Raw genomic sequence first — 24,967 nt, 5'->3', positions numbered from 1 at the left:
AACTGATGAAATTACATCAATTTCACACCTTGCTGACCAGCAGGGGTGACTTTAAAGATTTCAACTTCAAAAGTAATATTTTTACCTGCTAATGGATGGTTAAAATCGACTTCAGTGATGTCATCACCCACCGTTTTCACCACACCAAATAGGCTTTGCTTGGCTTTGTCTTCAAACTCGATCATGTGACCTTCAACAGGGCGTTGTTCAAACTTCACAGTATCAAATTTTTGTACATTTTCAGGATTCCACGGGCCGAAAGCATCTTCAGGAGGAAGACTAACAGTACGACGGTCACCTGCACGAAGACCAAATAAAGCCTTCTCAAAACCAGGTAATAAGCTACCATCGCCCATGACTAAACTCACAGGTTCTTCACGGCTACGTGTGTTATCAATCTCAACACCATTCTCAATCGCAACAGAAAAGTGTAAGTCTACTTTTGATCCATCTGCGATACGAGTTTCGTCATTTGGATTAATTATTTCATCAGTCATTTTGCGCTTCCGCACGTTGAATACGATGTTTTTCTAAAAAGAAAGTATCGATTAACAATAAAATCGTACCGAGAGTGATGGCACTATCGGCAATGTTGAATGCTGGAAAGTGGTGATTTTGGTAGAACACATGAATAAAATCAACAACGTAGCCTAAGCTAACGCGATCGATTAAATTACCAATTGCTCCACCTAAGATCAATGCAATGGCCATCGGCAAAATCACCGTACTTTTTGGCATACGCAATAGCCAAAAAATAAAGATGATCGATACAATCCCAGCCAACCCAGTAAACAAATAATGTTGCCAACCGCCTGCATCAGACAAAAAGCTAAAAGCTGCGCCGTAATTATGCAGCAATGTCCAGTTTAAAAAGGGTAGTACAGGTACAGGCTCTGCATAAGTCAGATGTGTACTTGCAATATTTTTCGTCCATTGGTCAATAATGATGGCAAGGACGGAAAGTCCAAGCCACATTAAATTATGAGGATAAAATTGGAATAAGCCCTTTTTACTTTGCGGATTAGGCATATTTTCTCTCTTCGCCTTGACCTGTAGGAAGGTTGATAATACAACGAGAACAAAGACCTGGATGTGCATGATGTGTATTTACATCAGGTAGAACATGCCAACAACGCGCACATTTTTCACCATCCGCAGCAGACACTTTGACACGTAGACCGTCTAGATCTGTTGCTTCACCTTGAGTTTCATCCAATGCATTTACAATCACTTGAGATGTGATTAATACGAAACGAAGCTCATCACCTAACTGATCTAATACAGCTTTGAGTTCAGCATCTGCCCAAAGTTCGACTTTTGCAGAAAGATTTGAACCGATCAATTTCGCATTACGAGCTGCTTCAATTTGCTTATTCACAGCAGACTTCACTGCGATCAAAGTTTGCCAATCCGCTTCTGAAATTAAGTTCGCTGTAGATGAAACTGGAATGTCATACCACTCCGCTGTAAATACATATTTCTCTGACTGCTCAGGAATCAGTGGCCAAGCTTCTTGTGCAGTAAAGCTCAAGATTGGCGCCATCCAACGAACAAAAGCTTGTACTAAATGATACAGCGCAGTTTGTGCTGAATGACGTGCTTTAGAATCTGCTTTGGTGGTGTATTGACGATCTTTGATGATGTCTAAATAGAAACCACCCAAGTCATTGATACAGAAATTGGTCAAAGCATTGGTTACGATATGGAAATTCATATCTTCATAAGCTTGCTGAATGGTTTTTTGCACATCCGTAGCACGTTGTAAAATATATTGATCCAATGCGATCAATTGATCTACAGGCAATGCATCTGTTGATGGTTTGAAACCATTTAAGTTCGCCAATAAGAAACGCAAGGTATTACGAATACGACGATAACCATCAGATGCACGGCTAAAGATTTCTTTACCTGCCGTCATTTCATAACGGTAGTCAGCCGAGGCGATCCAGAAACGTAGACCATCTGCACCCATGTCTTTAATGATGTCTTGAGGTGTGATGATATTACCAATCGATTTTGACATCTTACGGCCTTTCTCATCTACCACGAAACCGTGAGTGAGCAAGCCTTTGTAAGGCGCACGCTTATTGATGGCAATCGATGTTAATAATGAAGATTGGAACCAACCACGATGTTGGTCTGAACCTTCTAAATACAAATCAGCTGGATCAGTCAAATCTTCACGTTCACGCAATACAGCATAGTGTGTTGTACCTGAGTCAAACCACACATCCAAAGTATCACGAACCGCGTTGTACTGTTCAGCATCTGCACCGATGAATTCGCTCGCTTCACGATTATACCAACCGTCAATGCCTTCCTGTTCAATCAGTTTAGCAACTTCTTCGATGAGTTCAGGTGTACGAGGGTGCAACTCATGCGTATCTTTATGCACGAAGAATGGGATTGGCACACCCCAAGTACGTTGGCGTGAGATACACCAGTCTGGACGACCGTCAATCATCGATTGAATACGATTTTTACCCCAATCTGGAACAAAATCGATATCATTTTCAATGGCATTCAATGCATCTTGGCGTAAACCTTTGGCATCCATGCTGATAAACCATTGTGGTGTCGCACGGAAAATAATCGGTGTTTTATGACGCCAGCAATGTGGATAGCTATGCGTAATCGCAACATGCGCCCAAAGTTTACCCGCAGTGCATAAAGCTTCAATAATTTGCGGATTGGCTTTATAGATATGCTCGCCTGCAAAAATCGGAGCAGTCGGTAAATACACGCCATTGCCGCCGACAGGATTATCAACAATTAAATTGTATTGTAAGCCAACTTTATAATCGTCCACACCATGACCTGGCGCAGTATGTACCGCACCTGTACCACTGGTTGCAATGACATGTTCACCTAAAATTATAGGTACTTGGCGATCTGTAATGAGTGGATGCTGTAATTGTAAATGTTCAAGTTTAGCACCGACAAAATCAGCCAAAACTTTTGGATTTTCAAGTTTATAACGTTCACATGCAGAACTAACTAAATCTTTGGCTAAGATCAGGTTATGCGTACCACGATCAGATTGGATTTCAACCAATTGATATTCAATGTCAGCATGAAGGGCAACAGCTTGGTTAGCAGGAAGCGTCCAAGGTGTTGTTGTCCAAATGACAATATCGGTAGGATTGTGAACAGTAACACCGACTTTTGTAGATAAATCAGTAAGATCGACCACACCAAAACCAACATCGATGGCATCTGATTTCTTATCTTGATAATCAACTTCAGCTTCAGCAAGTGCAGAACCACAGTCTAAACACCAGTTAACGGGTTTAAGACCAGGTTCGATATGTCCTGCTTTGGCAATTTCACCCAATGCACGGACGATATCAGCTTCTTGTTTGAAGTTCATGGTGAGATAAGGATTGCTCCAATCCCCAAATACACCCATACGCACAAAATCTTTTTTCTGTAATTCGATTTGGGTATTGGCATATTCACGACAAGCTTTACGGAATGTCGATGCATCTACTTTAACGCCAACTTTACCGACCTTTTCTTCAACTTTAAGTTCGATTGGTAAGCCGTGGCAGTCCCAACCCGGAACATAAGGCGCGTCAAAGCCATCCATCACACGGCTTTTGATAATAATGTCTTTAAGGACTTTATTCACCGCATGACCTAAGTGGATCTGACCATTGGCATATGGAGGGCCGTCATGAAGCACATATTTTTTCTTGCCAATACGCGATGTACGAATCTGCTGATAAATATTGTCGGCATACCACTCTTCTAACCATTTTGCTTCACGTACTGCAAGATTTGCTTTCATTGCAAATTCAGTACCTGGGAGGTTGAGTGTGGCTTTGTAATCCACAGCATTTTCAGGAGTTTGCTTATCGCTCATGCACGTTGTCATCCAATATTATCAGCTCGATTGCTGACACGTTTTACAATAAAAAATTTGATTAAAAAGGAAACTTTGGGGTGTTTTTGCGAAATTCAAGTAATCGCTCAACATCATCGTCAATTCCTGCTTGAAGTGCTTCAAGCGATGGGTAATTTAATTCGCCGTGTAAATAGTCGAGGAAAGTCACCCGCATTAACAGACCATACAGATTAGCAGAAACATTTGGAAAATGTACTTCTAATCGCCACTCTGGGTGTTCTTGCTGAATTGCAGGACGTGTTCCGACATGACCTGCACCAAATAAAGCATGCTCTTGATAACCAAGGACGCCCAGTTTATGTGGATTTTCTGCTTTCACTTTCGCAGTTAAAGCAGTTGTTTCACAAATGACTTCAACGCCATAAATTCCGCTTAAACACGGTCTATGACGTCCAACTCGAACATTGATGGTTGGAAAATTCAGGGTACGACCAATTTGGTCACCATATTGCACACGACCAATCATGCTATATGGACGACCGAGTAATTTTGCTGCAAGTGATAAGTCACCTGCTTGAAGAACTTGACGAATTCGAGTTGAACTGACACGTTCACCATCAAATTCAATGGTATTGAGATTGGTGACGTGAAAGCCGTATTGTTTTAAAAATTCACTATTACCTTGGCGATCTTTACCAAAATGGAAGTCATCACCAAGCACTAAATTTTGTGCATTGAGTTTATTTTTGAGAATGTCGGCAAAATTTTCTGCGCTTAAACTACGGAATTGATTATCAAACTTAGCAATCGCAATATAGTCGACACCTAACTCAGTTAAATATTCTACTTTTTCTCTGAGTGAACTGATACGAGGCGGCGCTTCATAGCCTTTAAAAAATTCTAAAGGTTGTGGCTCAAAGATCATCACCAAAGTCTTTAAATTTTGTACTTGGGCAATTTGTTTGAGTTGTGAAACCATCGCTTGATGTCCCAAATGGACACCATCAAAATTGCCAATCGTCACTGCGGTTTTGGGCAATTGAAAATTCGGTGCTAGAGCATTTAGACGTAACAGCTGCATGATTTCAAAATAAGCTTAAAATTTGAAAGGATATATATTGCCATATTCTCACAGTTTCGTCTTTGTTGTTGTGTTTTTATCCAGAAAATTTTATAAAGAATAATTTTAATATCAGTTTTGGTGATTCATTTTATAATTATAAATCAATTTTATTTATTAATAGGCGCTCTTATAATCAATTTATCTGCTGAATTGAGGGGAAAGCGATGAAAAAGCCATTTTACCAACTTGAAAAACCTAAAGAAGTGATACGCCAGTTCACGCCAAATTGGTTTACTGTGATCATGGGAACAGGTGTCGTTGCGTTGATTTTACCTGAATTTCCATTTGCACAGGCATGGTTATGGCAATTGGCAACATTACTTTGGCAATTCAATGGCTTATTATTTGTGACATTTACAACCCTCTATATCTTACGTTGGCTGATTTATCCTCAGGAAGCAAAGCAAATCTTTTCTCATCCGAGTATGGCATTGTTTTTAGGGGCAATTCCGATGGGTTTGGCGACTGTATTGAATGGTTTTTTAAAATTTGGTGTTGTGATTTATGGAGATATAGCAGTCCAGATTGCACAAGCACTGTGGTATGCCGATGTTATTCTAGCTGTAGGCATTGGAATTCTTGTTCCATTTTGCATGTTCAGTAAACAAGATCATCAATTACATAGCATGACTGCGATGTGGTTATTACCTATTGTCGCATGCGAAGTTGCAGCAGCTTCAGGCGGCTTATTACTGGCACATTTGGATGTAGGCCAACATGCTGTTGGGATTTTGTTTACAAGTTATATGTTGTGGGGAATGTCTGTTTTACCAGCTTTTGCTATTCTGAGTATTCTTATGTTGCGTTTGGCACTACATCAATTGCCAAGTAAAGAGTTAGCCATTACAGGTTGGCTAGCTTTAGGACCGATTGGTACAGGTGCTTTAGCGCTTTTGGTTTTGGGCGCTCAAGCGCCACAGGTTTTGGCCGTCATTCAATTACAAAGTTTAGGTCTGTTTTTTCAAAATACGGGTGTTTTGGCAAGCTTTATTCTGCTTGGTTTCGGTGTTTGGTGGTTCGCAATTGCTGTGCTTACGACACTGAAACATGCAGCAACAGATTTACCATTTAATTTAGGTTGGTGGGGACTGACTTTTCCATTAGGTGTGTTTACTTTAGCTATTTTGAATTTAGGTCATCAAATTCATGTCAATTTTATTGTGGATATTGGTTTAGCTTTCGCCACAATTCTGATGTTGCTGTGGATGATGGTCATGAGTAAAACTTTAAAAGGCATGTATCAAGGTCATTTGTTCTTTTCTCCTTGTTTGAAGGTTTTATTAGAACGTGAACAATAAAGTTAAAAGTTGGTGAATGATTTAGAACCCAATAAGAGTTGGGTTTTTTAATGATTAATAGATTTATATTTTCGATTAAGTGAAGTTTTTTATAAGGTATATTCTATTCGTTTAAAAACTTATTTATTAACATTTATTTATAGATTTTTATTATCATAATAATGATTATTCACATAATTTTATAATTTAATTATATTCAATGATTTAAGTTTTTTGATTCAAATAATAATTAAATAAAATTATATTTGTTATTGAAAAATATGAAATATTTTTATTTTTAGCCATTATTGTGTCAGGTTGTTAATTTTTAATTTTAAATGCATTAATAGAACTTTATTTAGACATAAAAATAATAAAAAGCAACAGTATTTTAAAATGACGTGGATTAAATTTTAATTGTAATAAATACATTTATAAGGATTTATCTTATGTCTCGAATTGTTTTATTAGCAACATGGCAAGACTCGGTAAAAGCCTATGAAGCTTTTAGTGAAGCAAAAAATAGTTTATTCGATGGAATTAATAATGTTTTAGTTGTTGAACGTGGTGAAGATGGACGCATTGAACTGAAAGATTTGCAAAACAATAGTATTGGTGGCGCGACATTAGATGGTAGTTTGATCGGTTCTTTAGTTGGAATACTTGGTGGTCCGTTGGGTGTTTTACTCGGTTTTACCTCTGGTGCATTGATTGGTTCACTGGTTGATGTAGATTTAGCAGATACAGACGAAACAGTATTATCTGAAATTAGTAAATCACTTCCGATTAATACAAAAGGATTATTAATTGATTTTAATGAAGAGATAGAAGGTGTTGCAGATGCTTACTTTTTGACTAAAGGTGCAACCATTCAACGGTGGTCTTATCAAGAAGTAGAGGCTGAAATAGAGGCTGCTGAAGAAGCGTGGAATCAGGCACAAAAAGAAGCGAAACGTGCTATCAGAGAAGAAAAACGTGAAGAGAAGAAAGTTGAACGTAAGAATAAATGGGAGGCATTTAAAGCAAAATTTAGTTAATATTTAAGTGATATAAATTAAATGTTAATAGCATTAGTTTAATACAATCAAAGATTTAATAAGCATATAAATATGCAACAAACATTAAGAAGCCGATTGGAGACCAATCGGCTTTTTGCGAATAGGAATATTTAATTCATAATTTCTCAATTTGTGTGAGCAATATTTTAGAGTGTTCTATTTAATCTGTACGCTGTAGCGTACATCAATTTAGGTGTTTTACGGCTAGTACAGGAGCTTTGATTTTTCTATTATAGAACCATAGAGAACAGGATGTTCCAGATAAAAATAAGAAAAGATAGCAATGGAGTGAAGGTACGACAGGAGTTATACCACAGGTACAAATACGAAAAAGCCCGACAGGATGTCGGGCTTTTTTATTGGGTAATTATTTCATTCTGAAGCAATTGATATTCATATCAAAGTGTTAAAAAAAGCAGCCTTTCGGCTGCTCAAAAGTGAACTGTGTTTTTATTGTGATTTATCGCCGAAACTAAAGAGCCAATTCAGAATCAATGCTGCAAATGTTGCAGTACCAATACCACCTAAGTTGAAATCGCCAAATTGTAAAGCGAAATCACCTGTTCCTAAAATAATCGTCACTGCGGCAACCATCAGGTTCTTATTTTTAGAAAAATCGACTTTATTTTCAATCCAAATTTTCGCGCCTGCAATGGTAATCAAACCGAATACAACAATAGATGCACCCGTTAAAATTGCCGTTGGAATGGTATGAATGATTGCACCGAACTTTGGTGAAAATCCTAAGAAAATTGCAAAAACACCTGCGATCACGAAGACAATTGTAGAGTAAACACGGGTGACCGCCATGACGCCAATGTTTTCACCATAAGTGGTCATTCCCGGAGCGCCGACACCACCTGAAAGCGTCGTTGCAATACCATCTGCAACAAAAGCTTTCCCGATTTGTGGATCTAAGTTTTCACCTGTCATCGCACTTACCGCTTTGATATGACCTAAGTTTTCTGCAACTAAGATCAAAGCAATCGGTGCAATAATTAACATTGCATTGACATCAAAAACGGGTGAATGGAAGGTTGGAAGGCCGAACCAAGCGGCTTCTTGAATAGGTGCAAAATTAATTGGTGTACCATTTCCCATCACATTTGCAACAACAAAGTAGATGAGATAAGCCAGTAACAGACCAACTAATAAAAGTAAGCGTTGTAATAGGCCTTTTGTGTAGACAGCGATGATGCCCATACAGAGGACGGTGACCAAAGCCATCCACATATTAAAGTTATTGCCTGCCACACCTTTGATAGTCACTGGAGCGAGGTTTAGACCAATGATCATGACTACAGCACCTGTAACGACAGGTGGCATGAGTTTTTCAATCCATTTGGTCCCCGTTGCCATCACAATCAAACCAAAAATTGTATATAACACGCCACAGGCCATGATGCCGCCAGCAGCATGGGCAATGTTAATATTTGGTGCGCCTGTACCTGATGCTGCATAACCTGTTGCAGCAATCACAACGCCAATAAATGCAAAACTTGAACCTAAGTAACTTGGAACTCGACCACCTGTGACGATAAAGAACAAGATGGTACAAATCCCTGACATTAAAATGGCAAGGTTTGGATCAAAGCCCATCAAAAATGGCGCTAAAACGGTTGCACCAAACATGGCAAAAGCATGCTGAATGCCAAGAACTACACTCTGTGCAGGCGGTAGATACTCATTGGTTCCGACAGGTCGTGCATCGATGCTACCTGTATATGGACGCCATTTAGGAAACCAGTTGGACATAAATTAAGCACTTAAAAAACAAATTGCGCACATGATACTCTTTATTGTTTTAAGTTTTAAACACTTTGGTAAAACTAAAGGTTTGCATTTATTAGGAATAACGTTTGTTTTATACCGTTCGGTCAAATAAATGAATTGTGTAAGTTTGTAAAATCAAAGTATTAAAAAATGTAAATCGAGGAATTGTTCATAATTAAATATTTTGCAATTGATTAATTTTTTTTATTCATTATTGATGAGGAAAATAAAATTATTGACAAGATCGACATTTTTTTACAAATGGAGGAAGTGCTGCCGCATTCCTCCATCATTAAAAAATAACAATTTAACCCGTATTACGCAATCCTGCGGCAATACCTGCAATACTCACCATCAATGCATGATCAACAGGTGTATGTTCAGCTTGACGTTCTGCCAAATAAGCACGACGACGCTTCATTAATTCAGCTTGTAATAAGTGTAGCGGTAACAAATACGGTTTACGCACTTTCATGGCTTGGTCAAGGACGTCATTTGAACTTAAAAGTTTGGATTCACCTTTCATTGCCAACAACGTTTGTACCGCATCGTGTAGACGTTGGCGTAATTCAGCACCGAGTACTTTTAGATCTTCATCATTGGTTAAATGTGATTCATAGTAAAGTGCGATATTGGAATCGGCTTTAGACAATACCATTTCCAACATATCAATCAATGTTTGGAAGTACGGCCATTCCTTTAACATTTCATCTAAAAGTGCTTTCTGACCTTGATCAATCACTTGGTTAATCGCTGCACCAGTGCCTAACCATGCTGGAAGCATTAAACGAATTTGAGTCCATGCAAAAACCCATGGAATTGCACGTAGAGATTCAATCCCGCCACTGACTTTACGTTTTGCAGGGCGTGAACCCAATGGCAACATTTGTAATTCAAGCTCAGGGGTTACGGTACGTAGATACTTCACAAAATGTGGGTTTTCACGCACCGTCTGACGATACACTTTGACGGATAAATCAGTCATGGTATGCATTAAATCACGCCATTCCTGTTTTGGTGTCGGTGGTGGCAATAACGTTGCCTCGAGTGTTGCAGCAGCGTAAATTTCCAAGTTTTGTAAAGCGATTTCTTCCAAACCGAACTTAAAGCGGATCATTTCGCCTTGTTCAGTCACACGAATTGCACCAGAAATAGAACCTGGCGGTTGAGAAAATAAAGCTTGTTGGGTTGGTGCACCACCACGACTGATAGAACCACCACGACCGTGGAATAATGTTAATTGTACGCCGTGTTGTTTTGCAATCGCAGTCAATTCTTCCTGCGCACGATATTGTGCCCAATTGGCAGACATGAATCCTGCATCTTTTGCAGAGTCTGAATAACCAATCATGACCTCATGCTTAGCTTGGATATGCTGTTTATACCAATGCATATTAAACAAAGTGGTCATGGTACTTGCAGCACCATCTAAGTCTTTCAAGGTTTCAAATAACGGTACAACACGTAGCGGATGTTCAATACCCGCTTCTTTTTGTAATAACAATACAGCTAGCACGTCACTTGGATATTCCGCCATAGAAATAATATAAGCCCCTAAGCTTTCTTTTGGCTGTTCTGCCAAAGTTCGCATCGTTGCAAAAACTTCTTGAACATCAGGATGTTCAATCAAGCTGCCTACAGGCTCATTTAAATGTTTTGGCAATAATGGACGTTTGCTTTGTAACTCTTGTAATAAGAAGTTTTGGCGCGCTTGTTCTGTCCAAGTTTCAAAATTACCCAGTCCTAAATATTCAGTGATTGCTGAAATGGCTTGACGATGACGACCAGATTCTTGACGAATATCCAGTTTAAGCAGTTCAATTCCAAAACAATTCACTCGATAAATAAAGTCGAGTAATTTGCCATTGGCGATTTCAGGCAGATTACATGCCATCAATGAGCGATAGCAAAGTAGCAGTGGTTGTAATAATTCATCTTTGTGGCGAATAATTAAACTGCGATCAACGTCAGAATGCAATCCACGTAATTTATCTGCTAACCATTGACGAGTGGCTTTTAAGCGTTCACGCGTTGCACGTAAGTACTCACGATAAGGCTCTGGATGTTGATAGCCCAAAGCTTGTACCAACTCATTAGAACAGGCTTCGATAGACAGTTCCCAGCGCAAATCTTCAATATCACGAACATATAAATCTGTTGCTTTCCAACGGGATAACCACAACACTTCTTGGGTAATGTTATGTGTTACATTTGGATTGCCATCACGGTCACCCCCCATCCAAGAGGCAAAGCGGATCGGTGAGATATCTAAAGGCAAGGTTTTATCGCAATTGTCGTGTACTAAATCATCCAATTCACGAATGAATTTGGGTACAGCATTCCATAAAGTTTGCTCAATGGTAGTGAACCCCCATTTTGCTTCATCAATAGGCGTTGGGCGATGTTGACGAATTTCATCGGTTTGCCATGCAGAACAGATCAATTGTTTTAAATCTGTGAGGACTTCGGCACGTTGTTTCGGTGTGAGTTTTTGCTGATCAAAAGTTGAAAGACAATTATTAATGCCATCATATTTTTGAATTAAAGTACGACGACTGACCTCAGTTGGATGCGCCGTAAGAACCAATTCAATTTTGAGCTCACAAATTTGCTTATATAAGGTTTCTGCTGAAATTTGTTGATCTTTAAATTTTGAAAATAAATGATCGAGTACATTTGGAGAAGGTGCATTTTCATCACATTCACTTTGGCGACGACTGCGTACCACATGATATTGCTCAGCAATATTGGCGAAGTTTAAGAAATGTGAAAATGCACGAGTCAACGGCAAAATTTCATCATCTTTTAAATTTAAAAACAGTTGTTCGAGTTGTTTTTCTGCTTCAACTTGACCATCTCGTGCGCCTTTTCCTAAGGCACGAATCTGTTCAATTTGATTAAACAAATCTTGTCCCGCATGTTCTTTTAAGGTTTCACCCAAAAGATTTCCGAGTAAGCGTACGTCTTCGCGCAACGGAGCATCAATTTGTTGAATCATTTTGCCACTCTCCAATTCTTGTTATTTCGAATATAACGTGATTCCTTCACAATCCAAGAGGCTTCCTACAAAAGTATGTAAATGACTGTGCAAGAAGTCTGCATTACTTGATTTTGATCGAGATATATCGAGTATGCCTGAAACTAAAAAGCGGTATTATTTAGTTTTTTAATACTATGGCTGAGCTTTATATTTCATCATAAATAATTCAATGCTTTCTAAAATGATTTGGTGTTTCTCTTCTGGAGTCGGTGGTTGTTGTATACCCAATAGAACTTCGTGGTGTCGAATACCTAGTAATAAAGATAAAATTAGATTGATTTGTTTTTCAATATCATTGGCTTGAATAAATCTAAACTGTGTGGCTTGTTCGAAAAAGTCTTGCCAAACATTACACATACGTTGGTGTGAAACATTATAAAACTGCATGGCCAATGGATTTTGTTCAGCAGCTAACTCCAATAATAAGTGTTCAAGTTTAATTGCTTCAGGCAAATTAATGATATGCAACGCCAATTCACAAACTTGATAAAAATGTGTCTGAAAATCGCTATTTGCATTCAACCTAATGAGGCTAGCATTGATCGTTTTTTCACAAGTTGCTTCGATCGCACAACAAAATAAAGTCTCTTTGTCTTGAAAATGATTATATACCGTAAGTTTGGTCACGCCTGCTTCTTTGGCGATTTGGTTCATACTAGAACCATGATAACCAAGCTTAAGAAACAGCTTTTTAGCCGCTTCTAAAATATGTTTACGTTTTTCTAAGTCCTTTGGACGTCCAACAGTTGTTTGCACGATTATTTCCAAAAAAAGAAAAATAAGTCATTTACACAATAGATTGTTCTCAATTAGTGTACCATGCAGTATATTAATTAAAAATTAGCCAAATTAATATCCCAACGCTATTTTGCCTGAAAAAGTGCATTTGAATAAGAGCTTTGCGTATGAGTATTTTAAAATCAGCTGTGATCAGCTTGCTTATTGTGTCAAGTGTCACCCTTTGGGGGTGTAGTAAACCAGCGCCTGAAACAGAACAAATTCCTTTCGTGATGGTCACTCAACCGACGACATCACTTGAAGATCAAAAAAGTTATGCAGGAGATGTACAAGCTCGACAGCAAACTGCACTTGCATTCCGTGTTGGCGGGCAAATTACTGAACGTTATGTCGATGTTGGCGATCGAGTCAAAGTGGGGCAAGTTTTAGCAAAACTTGATGTGAAAGATGCGCAATTACAGTTGAACTCTGCTAGAGCTCAACTCGAAAGTGCTCAATCTGCTGCTAAAGTTGCAGCAGATGAATTCAAACGATTTCAGCAATTGTTACCCATCAATGCAGTCAGTCGTTCGCAATATGATGCAGTTAAAAATCAATACGATTCGGCAAATGCAGCCTTAAAACAAGCGCAGTCTAACTACGATGTATCTTCAAACCAAACAGGTTATAACCAGTTGGTTGCCAATAAAAATGGTGTAATTACCCAGCGTAATATTGAAGTTGGGCAAGTCATTTCAGCAGGGCAGGCAGCGTACCAACTCGCAATTGATGGTGATCGTGAAGTGGTCATTGGCGTACCTGAACAGGCGATTTCAGACATTAAAGTCGGGCAAAGTGCATGGATTACGTTGTGGTCAAAACCACAAGATAAATTTGCAGCTTATGTCCGAGAGATTTCACCTGCGGCAGATCAGTCACGTACTTTTAGTGTCAAAGTGGCTTTAAAAGAAGGTCAATCTGCGATTCAGTTGGGACAAAGTGCACGGGTTTTCTTTAATCAAAATATTCAAAATGTATTGAGTGTGCCTTTATCTAGCGTTTCGTCTACAGAGAAACAAGCTTATGTTTGGGTTGTCAACGCAGATCAAACTATCCATAAAGTTGCTGTAACTTTGGGTGCATATGGTCGTGACAGTGTGCCTATTTTAAGTGGTTTAAACGCTGGGCAATGGGTTGTTGTTGGTGGGGTACATCTACTTCGCGAAAAGCAAAAAATTAACCCCATTGATCATGAAAATCGTGCTGTGAAAGTTTCTGCTACGCCTGTTAAAGCAGGAGGTTGAGCATGAACTTTAACCTTTCAGAATGGGCATTAAAAAATAAAGGCTTGGTGCTTTATTTTATGATTTTAATGGGAATTGTCGGTGCTTATTCCTATTCAAAATTGTCTCAAAGTGAAGATCCACCATTTACCTTTAAAGTGATGGTGGTCCAGACCTATTGGCCAGGCGCTACGGCACAAGAAGTTTCACTACAAGTGACCGATAAGATTGAAAAAGAGCTGATGAGTACGGGTCTATATGAAAAGATCATGGCTTACTCGCGTCCGGGCGAGTCGATGGTCATGTTCATGGCAAAGGACTCATTAAAATCGAGCCAACTTCCTGATGTTTGGTATCAAGTACGTAAAAAAGTTGGAGATATCAAACAACAGTTTCCTTCAGGTGTACAAGGCCCCTTTTTTAATGATGAGTTTGGCGATACCTTCGGTAATATTTATGTATTAACAGGCAATGATTTTGATTATGCCACACTCAAAGAATATGCAGACCGTTTACAGTTACAGCTACAACGTGTCAAAGATGTCAGTAAAGTTAATTTAGTCGGCTTACAAGATCAAAAAATCTGGATTGAACTTTCCAATACCAAAGCGGTACAAATGGGTGTCCCTGTTACTGCAATTCAAGAAGCATTAGCCAAACAGAACAGTATTACCAGCGCAGGTTTTTTTGAAACAGGTACAGATCGTATACAAGTTCGCGTGAGTGGTGCGCTACAAAATGTAGATGACCTGAAAAAAATGCCGCTATTGGTTGGTGATAAAACCATTCAATTGGGTGATGTTGCAGAGGTCTATCGCGGTTTTAGTGATCCTGCTCAGCCACGTATGCGTTTTATGGGTGAAAATGGGATTGGACTTGCTGTATCAATGCGTAAAGGTGGCGACATCATTGCGCTTGGGAAAAACTTAGAAACTGAATTCCAAAAATTACAAAAAACCTTGCCTTTAGGCATGGAGCTGAAAAAGGTTTCAGATCAACCTGTTGCAGTTCAACGCAGTATTCATGAGTTTGTAAAAGTTCTCGCTGAAGCGGTGATTATTGTACTACTTGTGAGCTTTTTCTCTTTAGGTTTCCGTACAGGTTTGGTGGTTGCTTTTTCTATACCACTGGTTTTGGCCATGACCTTTGCGGGAATGAATTTGTTTGATGTGGGCTTACATAAAATTTCACTAGGTGCTTTGATTCTCGCTCTAGGTTTATTGGTGGATGATGCCATTATCGCCGTTGAAATGATGGCGATAAAAATGGAACAAGGCTATAGCCGAATGAAAGCGGCTGGTTTTGCATGGAAAACCACGGCGTTCCCGATGCTGACAGGGACGCTCATTACTGCAGCAGGCTTTTTGCCTATTGCGACGGCAGCATCAAGTACAGGTGAATATACGCGCTCTATTTTCCAAGTGGTGACCATTGCACTGATTGTGTCGTGGGTTGCAGCAGTTGTTTTTGTCCCTTATTTGGGCGACAAACTATTACCCGATTTTACTAAAACTGCGCATAAAGCACCGTGGTATGTCCGTTTATGGGCGAAATTACGTAAACAGCCTGAACCTCAAGCCGTTATACATCATGCGGGTGAGCACTTCGATCCTTATCAAAGTAAGATGTACCAAAGCTTTAGAAAAGTGGTGAATTGGTGTGTGACTTATCGTAAAACAGTCATCGCAATCACCGTGGGAATATTTGTACTGTCTGTGGCAATGTTTAAATTGGTTCCGCAACAGTTTTTTCCACCTTCGAATCGTGCTGAAATTTTGGTGGATTTAAAATTAGAAGAGGGTGCTTCGTTAACAGCAACAGAGAATGCAGTTAAAAAAGTTGAGAAATTCTTATCTCAACAAAAAGGGATTGATAATTATGTGGCCTATGTGGGTACAGGTTCGCCACGTTTCTATTTACCTTTAGATCAGCAAATGCCGCAAGCCAGTTTTGCACAATTTGTGGTTTTGGCTTCTTCTTTAGATGATCGTGATGAAATTCGTAAATCTTTAGATACGCAAATTCGTCAATTATTACCACAAGTCCGCACACGTGTGTCATTGTTAGAAAATGGCCCACCTGTCGGTTATCCGTTGCAGTATCGTGTATCTGGGGAAGATGTGAGCATTGTGCGTCAACAGGCTCAACAGGTTGCAAAATTACTGAGTGAAAACCCAAATACCACCAATGTGCATTTGGATTGGGGTGAACAAAGTAAAATTATTTCGCTGAATATTGACCAAGATCGTGCACGTCAAATGGGGGTTACTTCTGAAGATTTGGCAAACTTCTTAAATAGTTCTTTGACAGGTGTCATCATTAACCAATACCGTGAAAAACGTGAGTTGATTGATATCCGTATTCGCGGTGATCAAGCTGAACGTGTTGATGTGGCTTCTTTATCCAGCTTGGCTGTGCCAACCAGTACAGGAAACACTGTACCTCTCGCTCAAATTGCTCAAATTGATTATAAATTTGAAGATGGCTTGATTTGGCATCGTAACCGCTTACCAACGATTACGGTACGTAGCGATATTCGAACCAAGTTGCAACCCGCAACCGTGGTCAACGAAATGGCTGAAAAGATAGGTCAACTTCGTGACACATTACCAAGCGGTTATTTGGTAGAAGCAGGGGGAACTGTGGAGGAATCTGCCAAAGGTCAGACTTCAGTCAATGCAGGTATGCCATTATTCCTTGCAGTTGTGTTTACACTATTGATGATTCAGCTGAAAAGTATTTCACGTTCATTTATTGTATTTTTAACAGCGCCATTGGGCTTAATTGGTGTGGTTTTATTCTTATTGCTCTTCAATAAACCTTTCGGTTTCGTGGCAATGTTAGGAACAATTGCTTTGTCTGGGATGATTATGCGTAACTCGTTAATCTTAATTGATCAGATCGAGCAGGATATAAAAGCGGGACAGAATCCATGGGATGCAATTTTGGATGCAACTGTGCGTCGAGCACGTCCAATTATTCTTACCGCATTGGCTGCTGTGTTAGCCATGATTCCACTCTCACGAAGTATTTTCTTCGGACCGATGGCAGTGGCAATTATGGGTGGATTAATTATTGCGACACTTTTAACCCTATTTTTCCTACCAGCGTTGTATGCAACATGGTTTAAGGTTAAAAAAAGCGTGCATAATCCATAAAATTTTGTGAATATTAGGTGCGAAATATTAAAAACTTTAATATAGTAGCACTTAATCTTTATAGAAAATAACACAGGAAATTTCACTGCATTAGAAGTAAAGGAATGTGCAGTGGATTTGAGGTTAGAAACACCCATGGGGCAAGACAATTTAGAAAAGCAACGTCGTTATATAACGAGTTCTTATATATTCATGTTTCTTGCATTATTTACGGTGGTTACAGCTGTATTTGCTTACTGGTTAGCCCGAAAAGTAAGCATGGTGAATGATGTAGAAGTATGGATGCACGCTCAATCATTATGGGTGATGCGTAATGCTGCGATTTTTTTAATGCTTGCACTTTTTGCAGCGCTTTGGTTTATTCCATTGATCTTTTTTTATTGGGACAGTTTCATTTGGGTTAAAGCATGTACGGTTGCAGGTGTTGTATTTAGTGCAATTGCATGGTTATTTTTATTGAATGCATGGCTCAAAGGTTTTACTAAATATTTACAGAAAAAAGCAGTATTTTAAAAAAATCTAAAATTCAAACTTGTAAAAAGAATTAATGCCCCCAATTAAGTTTGCATAGAAATATTATCAAATTTTGTGGAGCATCGCCAAACATGGCTAAACGTGATTATTATGAGGTTTTAGGTGTTGCTAAAACCGCTAGTGATGATGAAATTAAAAAAGCCTACCGTAAGTTGGCGATGAAATATCATCCAGATCGTAACCCAGACAACCCAGAAGCTGAAGAAAAATTCAAAGAAGCTTCGGAAGCTTATGAAATCCTCTCTGATGGTGAAAAGCGGAGCATGTACGACCGTATGGGGCACAATGCCTTTGAAGGTGGTATGGGCGGTGGCGGCTTCGGCGGTGGATTTAGTGCTGAAGATATTTTTAGCCAGTTTGGTGATATTTTTGGTGGTGCTTTTGGTGGCGGTGGTCGTGGTCAACAACGTGCGCGCCGTGGTTCAGACCTTCGCTATGTGATGGAATTAAGCCTTGAAGAAGCAGTTAAAGGGGTTAAAAAGACCATCACTTTTACTGCTCCTGCACCGTGTGATACGTGTGATGGTAAAGGTTCAAAAAATCCAAATGATGTAGAAACGTGTAAGACTTGTCATGGTGCAGGTCAGGTGCGTATGCAACAAGGTTTCTTCTCTGTTCAGCAAACTTGTAGTACTTGTCGTGGACAAGGCAAAATTATTAAAAATCCATGTACCAAGTGTCATGGTTCAGGTGTAACAGATCGTCAACAAACCCTTGAAGTCACGATCCCTGCTGGTGTAGATAATGGTGATCGCGTTCGTTTAACCGGTAAAGGTGAAGCGATTCGTGATGGTCAATCAGGTGACCTATACGTAGAAGTAGTCGTTCGTGAACACGAAATCTTCCAACGTGATGGCGCTGATTTGTATATGGACGTGCCTGTAAGTATTGCAGATGCTGCTTTGGGTAAAGAGCTTGAGATTCCGACTTTAGATGGTCGTGTGAGTTTGAAAGTGCCTGAAGGTACTCAAACGGGCAAAATGTTCCGTCTACGTGGTAAAGGCGTGAAACCTGTACGTAGCAGTATGCAAGGTGATTTACTTTGCCGTATCGTGGTTGAAACTCCAGTACATTTAACTGCGCGTCAGCGTGAATTGTTGAAAGAACTTCAAGTGACGATGGATGGAGATGACAGTAAGTCGTCACCTAAGAAAAAATCATTCTTCGATCGTTTATTTGATTAAGTAATTGATGATATAAAATTAAAGGGAGATATGTTTTTCATATCTCCCTTTTTTATTGGATTGTTGAGCTATTTGTTTTCAACAGTATCAGGTTCGCTGAGTTCATTATTATCAGGGGCAGCATCAATTTCGTCATCATCTTGTGGTGAGGGTTGTTGTACGGTCGTTTCTGTATCTGTTGATGATTTTGTTTCCGTGTCATCAGCCCATGAATGAGTGTAGTGAATTGCTAGAATGAAACCCAAAGCCATTTTAATTAGACGCATTTTATTTCTTCCTTGATATAACTTTTTGTATGATTCTTCGGTTCAGAATCATAAGAACCTATTTTTATTCTAATCGAAATTTACAAAGAGCGATGTAATTGCTTACGGATTGTTTTTATTAATATTCGCCAGTATTGTACTGGGTTGTATTTTAACCTAATGAAAATACTAAAAAATTAAAGAGATAGCTTAAATATCTCTTTAATTTGTATATGTATATAAACTATCGATTATTCCAAAATAGGTGTATCAATATCTTCAATTTTCACTTCTACTGGTGGTTCTGCTGAAGTATTTGAATCAGTTTGAACTGTTGCTTTTTCTTCAGTTGTCGTTGGTGTAGTTGCAGGTGCTGAGTCAGCCCAAGCATGCGTTATTGTCATTCCCATTGCGATAAGCAATGCTAAAGCCATTTTATTCGAATGCATATTGATCTCCTTATAATCACTGTTATTTTCATTCGTGGCAGTAGTCTGCTGTGTATTTTTTGCACTTTGATGAAAAAGTAAGAAGACGATGATCATTATTTCAAAGTTTTATCGATGTATTTCAATAAATTAATCTATTTCACCATTCAGTTCGAAATGACTAAATCATAAGTTATGGTTTTTATTGAAATAAAAAAAGTTCATGCGATTTTTAAGGATGAAACCTAGTCTTAAAACTGAGTTTTGTTATAGTAGTGGCAATTCTCAAATTCAGTTTTAGGAAAATCTTATGTCAGTCGCTCCACGTATTGGTATTGTAGGCGCAGGTGGTCGTATGGGTCGTACATTGATCCAAGCGGTACAACAAGCAGGTTATCAGCTTGCTGCTGCTGTTGAACGTCCAGAAAGCTCATTAGTTGGTGCTGACGCGGGTGAGCTTGCAGGTATTGGTGCTGTTGGTGTGAAAGTTGTTGGGCATTTAGAAGAAGTATTAAAAGATGTCGATGTAGTGATTGATTTTACTGCGCCTGTCGCAACTGAAAATAATTTAAAGCTATGCAGTGCTGCTGGCGTGGCCATGGTCATTGGTACAACAGGTTTTTCAGATGAGCAAAAAGATTTATTAAATCAATCTGCGACCCAAACACCTGTCGTGTATGCGGCAAACTATTCAGTGGGTGTAAATGTATCGATTAAACTTTTAGAACTGGCTGCAAAAGTATTTGCTGATACGGTTGATATCGAGATTATCGAAGCACATCATCGTCATAAAGTAGATGCACCATCAGGCACAGCATTGATGATGGGTGAGGCAATTGCGGATACTTTGGGTCGTGATTTAAAGAAAGTTGCGGTTTATGGTCGTGAAGGTCATACAGGCCCACGTGAACGTGAAACCATTGGTTTTGAAACGATTCGGGGTGGTGATATCGTCGGTGAACACACCGTGATGTTTATTGGTGAAGGTGAGCGTGTTGAAGTCACTCATAAGGCAACCAGTCGTATGAATTTTGCTTCGGGTGCAGTTCGTGCGGCAGCATGGGTTGTGGGTAAAGATGCCAAAAAGTACGATATGAAAGATGTTTTAGGCTTAAATGACATTTAAGTATCAAGCGTATTTCTATAAAATCAGAATAATGACTCAATTTTTGAAAATTAAAAAATGAAAAAAATAATGATGTTACTCACTTGTGCAGTTAGTGCTTTGAGCCTAACTGCACAAGCAGCTTTGCCAAGCAATGCTAAATTAAATCTTAATAAAAACAATATTAAGGTTTGGACATATAAGGACACCAATAACCCAGTTTTATCGTATAAAGCTGAAACGGTATTTGATGTTCCTATTGAGAAAGCTGTGACTTTAATTTTGGATGTGAATAACACACCAAAATGGGTACCTAATGTTGCCAAGGCTGAAATCTTATCTCGTGATGATAAAAAGGGGGAATTCACGATTTATATGGTTTTAGATTTTCCATTCCCTTTAAAAGACCGAGATATGGTGGTGAAAGGGAAAATGTCTAAAGAGGCCAATGGTACTATTAGTATTAAAAATACGGCAATTCAGCAGGGTAAACCGCTTAATCCAAATTATATTCGTTTAAAAGATTATTTTGGCGATTGGACATTTCAAAAGTTAGGTACGAATCAAGTAAAAGTGTCTACGACTGGGCATGCCAATCCAGAAGGTTCTATCCCTGCCAGTGTCACCAATCTTTTGGTTGAACAACAACCTTATCAAATGTTGCAACGAATGAAAGTAGAATTGGCAAAAAAGACGAAAACACCTGTTTTACCAGATATTTTAAAATAAAATTTAAAAAACCCATCTTGGTAAACAAGATGGGTTAGAGAGGAGAGGCATTTTATATTGGCTGTTAATGTGTCATTTCTACAGGCTTAACTGTAGGATTTGAGGCCGTAGTGGCTCTAGTCATTTTCATTTGAATAAACACTAAAACTAAACCTAAAGCAGTGAGCACCGCACCTGTGATTGAAACAGCAGCGTAGCTCATGCCCATACTCAACACAGCACCGCCAGCTACTGCACCTACAGCATTACCTAAGTTAAATGCACCAATATTGACAGAAGATGCCAGTCCAGGAGCTTCATGTGCAACTGACATGACGCGCATTTGAAGAGGTGGAACAACGGCAAAGGCTGCAGCACCCCAAACCACCAATGCCAAGGCTGCGCCGATTTGAGTTTTTGCCAAAATTGGAAATAACAGCATCATCACCATCAACAGTACTAAGAACGTTGTGAGTGTTTTAGTGAGGGATAAGTCTGCGAATTTTCCACCTAAATGGTTACCAATGGAGAAACCAACACCAATCAAAACCAACATCAGCGTGATAAAAGTCGGACTTGCATGGGTAATGTTTTGCAAACTTGGGGCAATGTAAGTGTAGAGCGTAAACATTGCACCTGCACTCATGACCGTAGTCAGTAATGCCAAAACCACAGGCATGCGAGTCAGTACTTTTAATTCCGCTTTTACGTTAGGACGTTGTCCAACAGTACCCTCAGGGAGTGCTTTCCATAGGAATAGCATAGTAATCACACCCAAAATTGCAATTGCAGCGAAAGACATACGCCATCCAATGTTTTGTCCAACCCAAGTGGCTAAAGGTACACCGCCAATATTGGCAATGGTTAAACCCATAAACATCATCGCTACAGCACTGGCTTGTTTGTCTTTAGGTACAACACTGGTTGCAACAATAGAGCCGATCCCAAAGAACACGCCATGATTGAGACTGGTGATAATACGCGCGCCCATTAAGCCCCAGTAATTGGGTGCAATCGCAGCAAGGATATTACCTATCGTAAAAATGCTCATGGCAAGAATCAGTGCTTTACGGCGTGGAAAATGTCCAAACCATAAAGTCATGATTGGTGCGCCAATCATGACACCTAAAGCATAGGCAGTGATGAGCATACCTGCTGTAGGGATCGAGATATTTAAGTTTTCAGCGATTTGTGGCAAGAAACCCATCGGTGAAAATTCTGTGGTTCCTATTGCAAATGCACCGATGGCTAAAGCAAATAAAGGAAAGTTAATTTTCATTTTGATTCATCCCAAACGGGTGCTAAGTTTTCAGGATCAACTTCACGTCCATTTCTATCTAGTTGAGCAATCATCTGCATTTCTTCAGTAGACAGTTGAATCTCCTGAGCTTTGAGATTGGCAATGAGATTTTCACGTTTTGTTGAAGAAGGGATCACGGAGAAACCTTTTTGCAATGCCCATGCCAAAGCAATTTGTGCGGTAGATACCTGATGATGTTTGGCAATTTCAGACAAAATAGGATCATGTAGCACTTTGCCATACGCCAAGGTCATATATGACGTAATATCAATCTGTTGTGACTGTAAGAAGTCGACGAGCTTAGGGCTTTGTAAATAAGGGCTTAATTCAATTTGATTGGTTGTAATATTGTCTAAGCCCACTGCTGCAATGGCTTGTTGGGTTAAATCAATATTGAAATTCGAAATACCAATATGTTCAGTTAAGCCTTGCTGTTTTGCCTCAAGCAGGTTGTGCATCATTTCAGCAACAGAAATTCCAAGTTGTGGCGCAGGCCAATGAATCAACGTTAGATTCACAGCATCTGTGCCTAGCTTTTGTAAGCTGTCTTTTAAACTAGGAATCAATTTGTCGGCTTTGTAGTGGTCTGTCCAAATTTTCGTGGTGATAAATAACTCTTGGCGAGCAACCTTACTTTCTGCAATTGCTTGGCCGACCTCTGCTTCATTGCCATAAATTTGCGCAGTGTCCACAGCACGATAACCAACCTCTAACGCATTTTTAACAGAATCAATGACAGTTTGACCTGTTAAACGGAATGTACCTACACCGAATTGAGGAACGATTTTAGACATGAGTTTGACTTCATTTTTAAGATTGGGTGTATTTTGCAGGGTTTATTGTTGCTTAAAAATATTGAAATCTGCAAAATATTATTGAGTATTGGTCAAGAATCAAGAGTGATGAATTCAAGTGAAATCAACATTAGAAGAATTACAGGCATTTATTAGCATTGTAGACAGTGGCTCAATTGTTGCTGCGGCGGAGCATTTGGAACAAACCACATCTGGGGTGAGTCGTGCTTTGCAACGCCTTGAAACCAAACTCAATGTGACTTTACTAGAACGCACTACACGTAAGCTAAAATTGACGCAAGAAGGGCAATTATTTTTAGAAAAAGCCCGAAAAATTGTCAATGATTTAAATGAAGCAGAAGATGCTTTGCTGAAATCGGACAGTGATACATCAGGTCTAATTCGGGTCGATTCAGCCACACCTTTTGTTTTGCATGTGATTACACCGTTGATGCTTGAGTTTGTTGAACGCTATCCAAATATTGAAATTGAGCTGAATAGTAACGACCAAATTATTGATTTGTTAGAACATAAAACAGATGTTGCGATTCGATTTGGGGAGTTGCATGATTCAAGTTTGCATGCGCGACTACTGTGTAAAAGCCGTTTATATATCGTGGCAAGCCCAGAGTATTTAGAAAAACATGGCTATCCAGCAACCCCTCAAGAGATTCTTAATCATTCACAAATTGGTTTTAGTAAGGTGGCACATTTAAATACGTGGCCAGTGTATGTGAATGGTGCAAAGCTGACAGTCAAACCTAAAATTAAAGCATCGAATGGTGAAACTGTACGTAAAATGGCTTTAGATGGGTTAGGTATAACCTGCCTATCTGCATTCCTTGTGCATCAAGACATTAAACAAAAACGTTTGGTTGCATTATTTGAAGAGCAAATCGAAATTTATGAGCAGCGCATCCATGCGGTCTATTATCAACAAGAACATTTGCCGAAACGTGTCCGTTTATTTATCGAGTTTTTAGCTGAAAAGCTGTCAAAGTATCGATAGTTTGCTGTGATGGTAAGTCTAAACTCAGTAAGGTTTGTTTGCTATTTTGCTGTGGATGAACCAATTTAATGTCATAGTGTTGTGCTGAATTTTGCTGACATTCAAACTGTAAATTTTGTTGTGTTGGGATGTTTATTTTCATGGTTGTGTCACGACTTGCACGATAACGATATGCTCTTACTGAAGCAGTTTGGTGCAAAGAGGGTTGTAAGTGATCAAGCTGGTATTCGCTTAGACGTTGGGTTTTTAAAAAACCTTCAATCAATGATTTACAGATAAAGTGTTGTTGCTGCGCAGCTTGATTGATTTGTTGTGGTTGGCATGCACTTAAACCTAAAACAGTGCTGAGCAAGATGATTGTTCTCATTTATTTTCTCCTTTCAA

The 24,967-nt window shown here is 39.2% G+C and carries 21 protein-coding genes; 9 read left to right on the top strand and 12 right to left on the bottom strand.

Features of this window, described 5'->3' with window-relative positions; all coding sequences use genetic code 11:
* Positions 1-11 precede the first annotated feature (11 nt).
* From ACY45D_RS17535 to ribF, 4 genes are all read right to left on the bottom strand, one after another.
* Complete coding sequence (locus ACY45D_RS17535) at positions 12-497, bottom strand: FKBP-type peptidyl-prolyl cis-trans isomerase (protein ID WP_463107853.1); 486 nt, start codon at positions 495-497, stop codon at positions 12-14.
* Positions 490-1,029, bottom strand: coding sequence for a signal peptidase II (gene lspA / locus ACY45D_RS17530; protein WP_463107852.1), 540 nt, complete (start codon positions 1,027-1,029; stop codon positions 490-492). The genes ACY45D_RS17535 and lspA overlap by 8 nt, the downstream gene beginning before the upstream one ends.
* Positions 1,022-3,865, bottom strand: a complete 2,844-nt coding sequence (gene ileS / locus ACY45D_RS17525; protein WP_463107851.1) for an isoleucine--tRNA ligase — start codon at positions 3,863-3,865, stop codon at positions 1,022-1,024. Before ileS ends, lspA begins: the two co-directional genes overlap by 8 nt.
* A gap of 61 nt (positions 3,866-3,926) precedes the next feature.
* Positions 3,927-4,928: a riboflavin biosynthesis protein RibF gene (ribF, locus tag ACY45D_RS17520; protein WP_463107850.1), complete on the bottom strand. Its 1,002-nt coding sequence runs from the start codon at positions 4,926-4,928 to the stop codon at positions 3,927-3,929.
* Between the two features lie 206 nt (positions 4,929-5,134).
* Between ribF and ACY45D_RS17515 the strand changes: the two genes are divergently transcribed.
* The gene (locus ACY45D_RS17515; RefSeq protein WP_463107849.1) at positions 5,135-6,268 is read left to right on the top strand and encodes a TDT family transporter; all 1,134 of its coding nucleotides are present in this window, start codon (positions 5,135-5,137) and stop codon (positions 6,266-6,268) included.
* A 428-nt stretch (positions 6,269-6,696) separates the two neighbouring features.
* A complete protein-coding gene (locus ACY45D_RS17510; protein WP_463107848.1) occupies positions 6,697-7,284 on the top strand; it encodes a DUF1269 domain-containing protein in 588 nt (195 codons plus the stop codon).
* Between the two features lie 471 nt (positions 7,285-7,755).
* Here ACY45D_RS17510 and ACY45D_RS17505 read toward each other — a convergent pair whose 3' ends face one another.
* The 3 genes from ACY45D_RS17505 to ACY45D_RS17495 all read right to left on the bottom strand — a co-directional run bounded on the left by ACY45D_RS17505 (position 7,756) and on the right by ACY45D_RS17495 (position 12,874).
* Positions 7,756-9,060, bottom strand: a complete 1,305-nt coding sequence (locus ACY45D_RS17505) for a solute carrier family 23 protein (RefSeq protein WP_463107847.1) — start codon at positions 9,058-9,060, stop codon at positions 7,756-7,758.
* A 325-nt stretch (positions 9,061-9,385) separates the two neighbouring features.
* Positions 9,386-12,076, bottom strand: coding sequence for a phosphoenolpyruvate carboxylase (gene ppc, locus ACY45D_RS17500; RefSeq protein WP_463107846.1), 2,691 nt, complete (start codon positions 12,074-12,076; stop codon positions 9,386-9,388).
* A 174-nt stretch (positions 12,077-12,250) separates the two neighbouring features.
* Positions 12,251-12,874, bottom strand: a complete 624-nt coding sequence (locus tag ACY45D_RS17495) for a TetR/AcrR family transcriptional regulator (RefSeq protein ID WP_463107845.1) — start codon at positions 12,872-12,874, stop codon at positions 12,251-12,253.
* Between the two features lie 149 nt (positions 12,875-13,023).
* On the opposite strand from ACY45D_RS17495, the gene ACY45D_RS17490 reads away from it, so the two are divergent.
* The 4 genes from ACY45D_RS17490 (at position 13,024) to dnaJ (ending at position 18,994) form a co-directional block, all read left to right on the top strand.
* The gene (locus tag ACY45D_RS17490; RefSeq protein WP_463107844.1) at positions 13,024-14,139 is read left to right on the top strand and encodes an efflux RND transporter periplasmic adaptor subunit; all 1,116 of its coding nucleotides are present in this window, start codon (positions 13,024-13,026) and stop codon (positions 14,137-14,139) included.
* A 2-nt stretch (positions 14,140-14,141) separates the two neighbouring features.
* Entirely contained in the window at positions 14,142-17,276 is a 3,135-nt protein-coding gene (locus tag ACY45D_RS17485) for an efflux RND transporter permease subunit (protein WP_463107843.1), read from the top strand.
* Between the two features lie 135 nt (positions 17,277-17,411).
* Complete coding sequence (locus tag ACY45D_RS17480) at positions 17,412-17,789, top strand: hypothetical protein (RefSeq protein ID WP_463109510.1); 378 nt, start codon at positions 17,412-17,414, stop codon at positions 17,787-17,789.
* Positions 17,790-17,881: 92 nt separating this feature from the next.
* Entirely contained in the window at positions 17,882-18,994 is a 1,113-nt protein-coding gene (gene dnaJ, locus ACY45D_RS17475) for a molecular chaperone DnaJ (RefSeq protein ID WP_463107842.1), read from the top strand.
* A gap of 68 nt (positions 18,995-19,062) precedes the next feature.
* On the opposite strand, the gene ACY45D_RS17470 is transcribed toward dnaJ, so the two are convergent.
* Together ACY45D_RS17470 and ACY45D_RS17465 are read right to left on the bottom strand one after the other, a co-directional pair.
* The gene (locus tag ACY45D_RS17470; RefSeq protein WP_463107841.1) at positions 19,063-19,260 is read right to left on the bottom strand and encodes a hypothetical protein; all 198 of its coding nucleotides are present in this window, start codon (positions 19,258-19,260) and stop codon (positions 19,063-19,065) included.
* A gap of 230 nt (positions 19,261-19,490) precedes the next feature.
* On the bottom strand, positions 19,491-19,688 hold the full coding sequence (locus tag ACY45D_RS17465) for a hypothetical protein (RefSeq protein WP_463107840.1): 198 nt from the start codon (positions 19,686-19,688) through the stop codon (positions 19,491-19,493).
* A gap of 289 nt (positions 19,689-19,977) precedes the next feature.
* Here ACY45D_RS17465 and dapB point away from each other — a divergent pair, with 289 nt between their 5' ends.
* Entirely contained in the window at positions 19,978-20,793 is an 816-nt protein-coding gene (gene dapB / locus ACY45D_RS17460) for a 4-hydroxy-tetrahydrodipicolinate reductase (RefSeq protein WP_463107839.1), read from the top strand.
* 57 nt (positions 20,794-20,850) lie between these two features.
* Positions 20,851-21,501 (top strand): START domain-containing protein, encoded by a 651-nt coding sequence (locus tag ACY45D_RS17455; protein ID WP_463107838.1) that lies wholly within the window; start codon positions 20,851-20,853, stop codon positions 21,499-21,501.
* A gap of 64 nt (positions 21,502-21,565) precedes the next feature.
* On the opposite strand, the gene ACY45D_RS17450 is transcribed toward ACY45D_RS17455, so the two are convergent.
* Both ACY45D_RS17450 and dkgB read right to left on the bottom strand, forming a co-directional pair.
* Positions 21,566-22,759 (bottom strand): MFS transporter, encoded by a 1,194-nt coding sequence (locus ACY45D_RS17450; RefSeq protein WP_463107837.1) that lies wholly within the window; start codon positions 22,757-22,759, stop codon positions 21,566-21,568.
* On the bottom strand, positions 22,756-23,574 hold the full coding sequence (gene dkgB / locus ACY45D_RS17445) for a 2,5-didehydrogluconate reductase DkgB (protein ID WP_463107836.1): 819 nt from the start codon (positions 23,572-23,574) through the stop codon (positions 22,756-22,758). Before dkgB ends, ACY45D_RS17450 begins: the two co-directional genes overlap by 4 nt.
* Positions 23,575-23,692: 118 nt before the next feature.
* Between dkgB and ACY45D_RS17440 the strand changes: the two genes are divergently transcribed.
* Entirely contained in the window at positions 23,693-24,583 is an 891-nt protein-coding gene (locus ACY45D_RS17440; RefSeq protein ID WP_463107835.1) for a LysR substrate-binding domain-containing protein, read from the top strand.
* Here ACY45D_RS17440 and ACY45D_RS17435 read toward each other — a convergent pair.
* Positions 24,543-24,950 (bottom strand): hypothetical protein, encoded by a 408-nt coding sequence (locus ACY45D_RS17435; RefSeq protein ID WP_463107834.1) that lies wholly within the window; start codon positions 24,948-24,950, stop codon positions 24,543-24,545. The genes ACY45D_RS17440 and ACY45D_RS17435 overlap by 41 nt on opposite strands.
* Between the last annotated feature and the right edge of the window lie 17 nt (positions 24,951-24,967).

Source organism: Acinetobacter sp. BZX-2, assembly GCF_055179795.1.
This window is presented reverse-complemented; position numbering and strand designations above follow the sequence as displayed.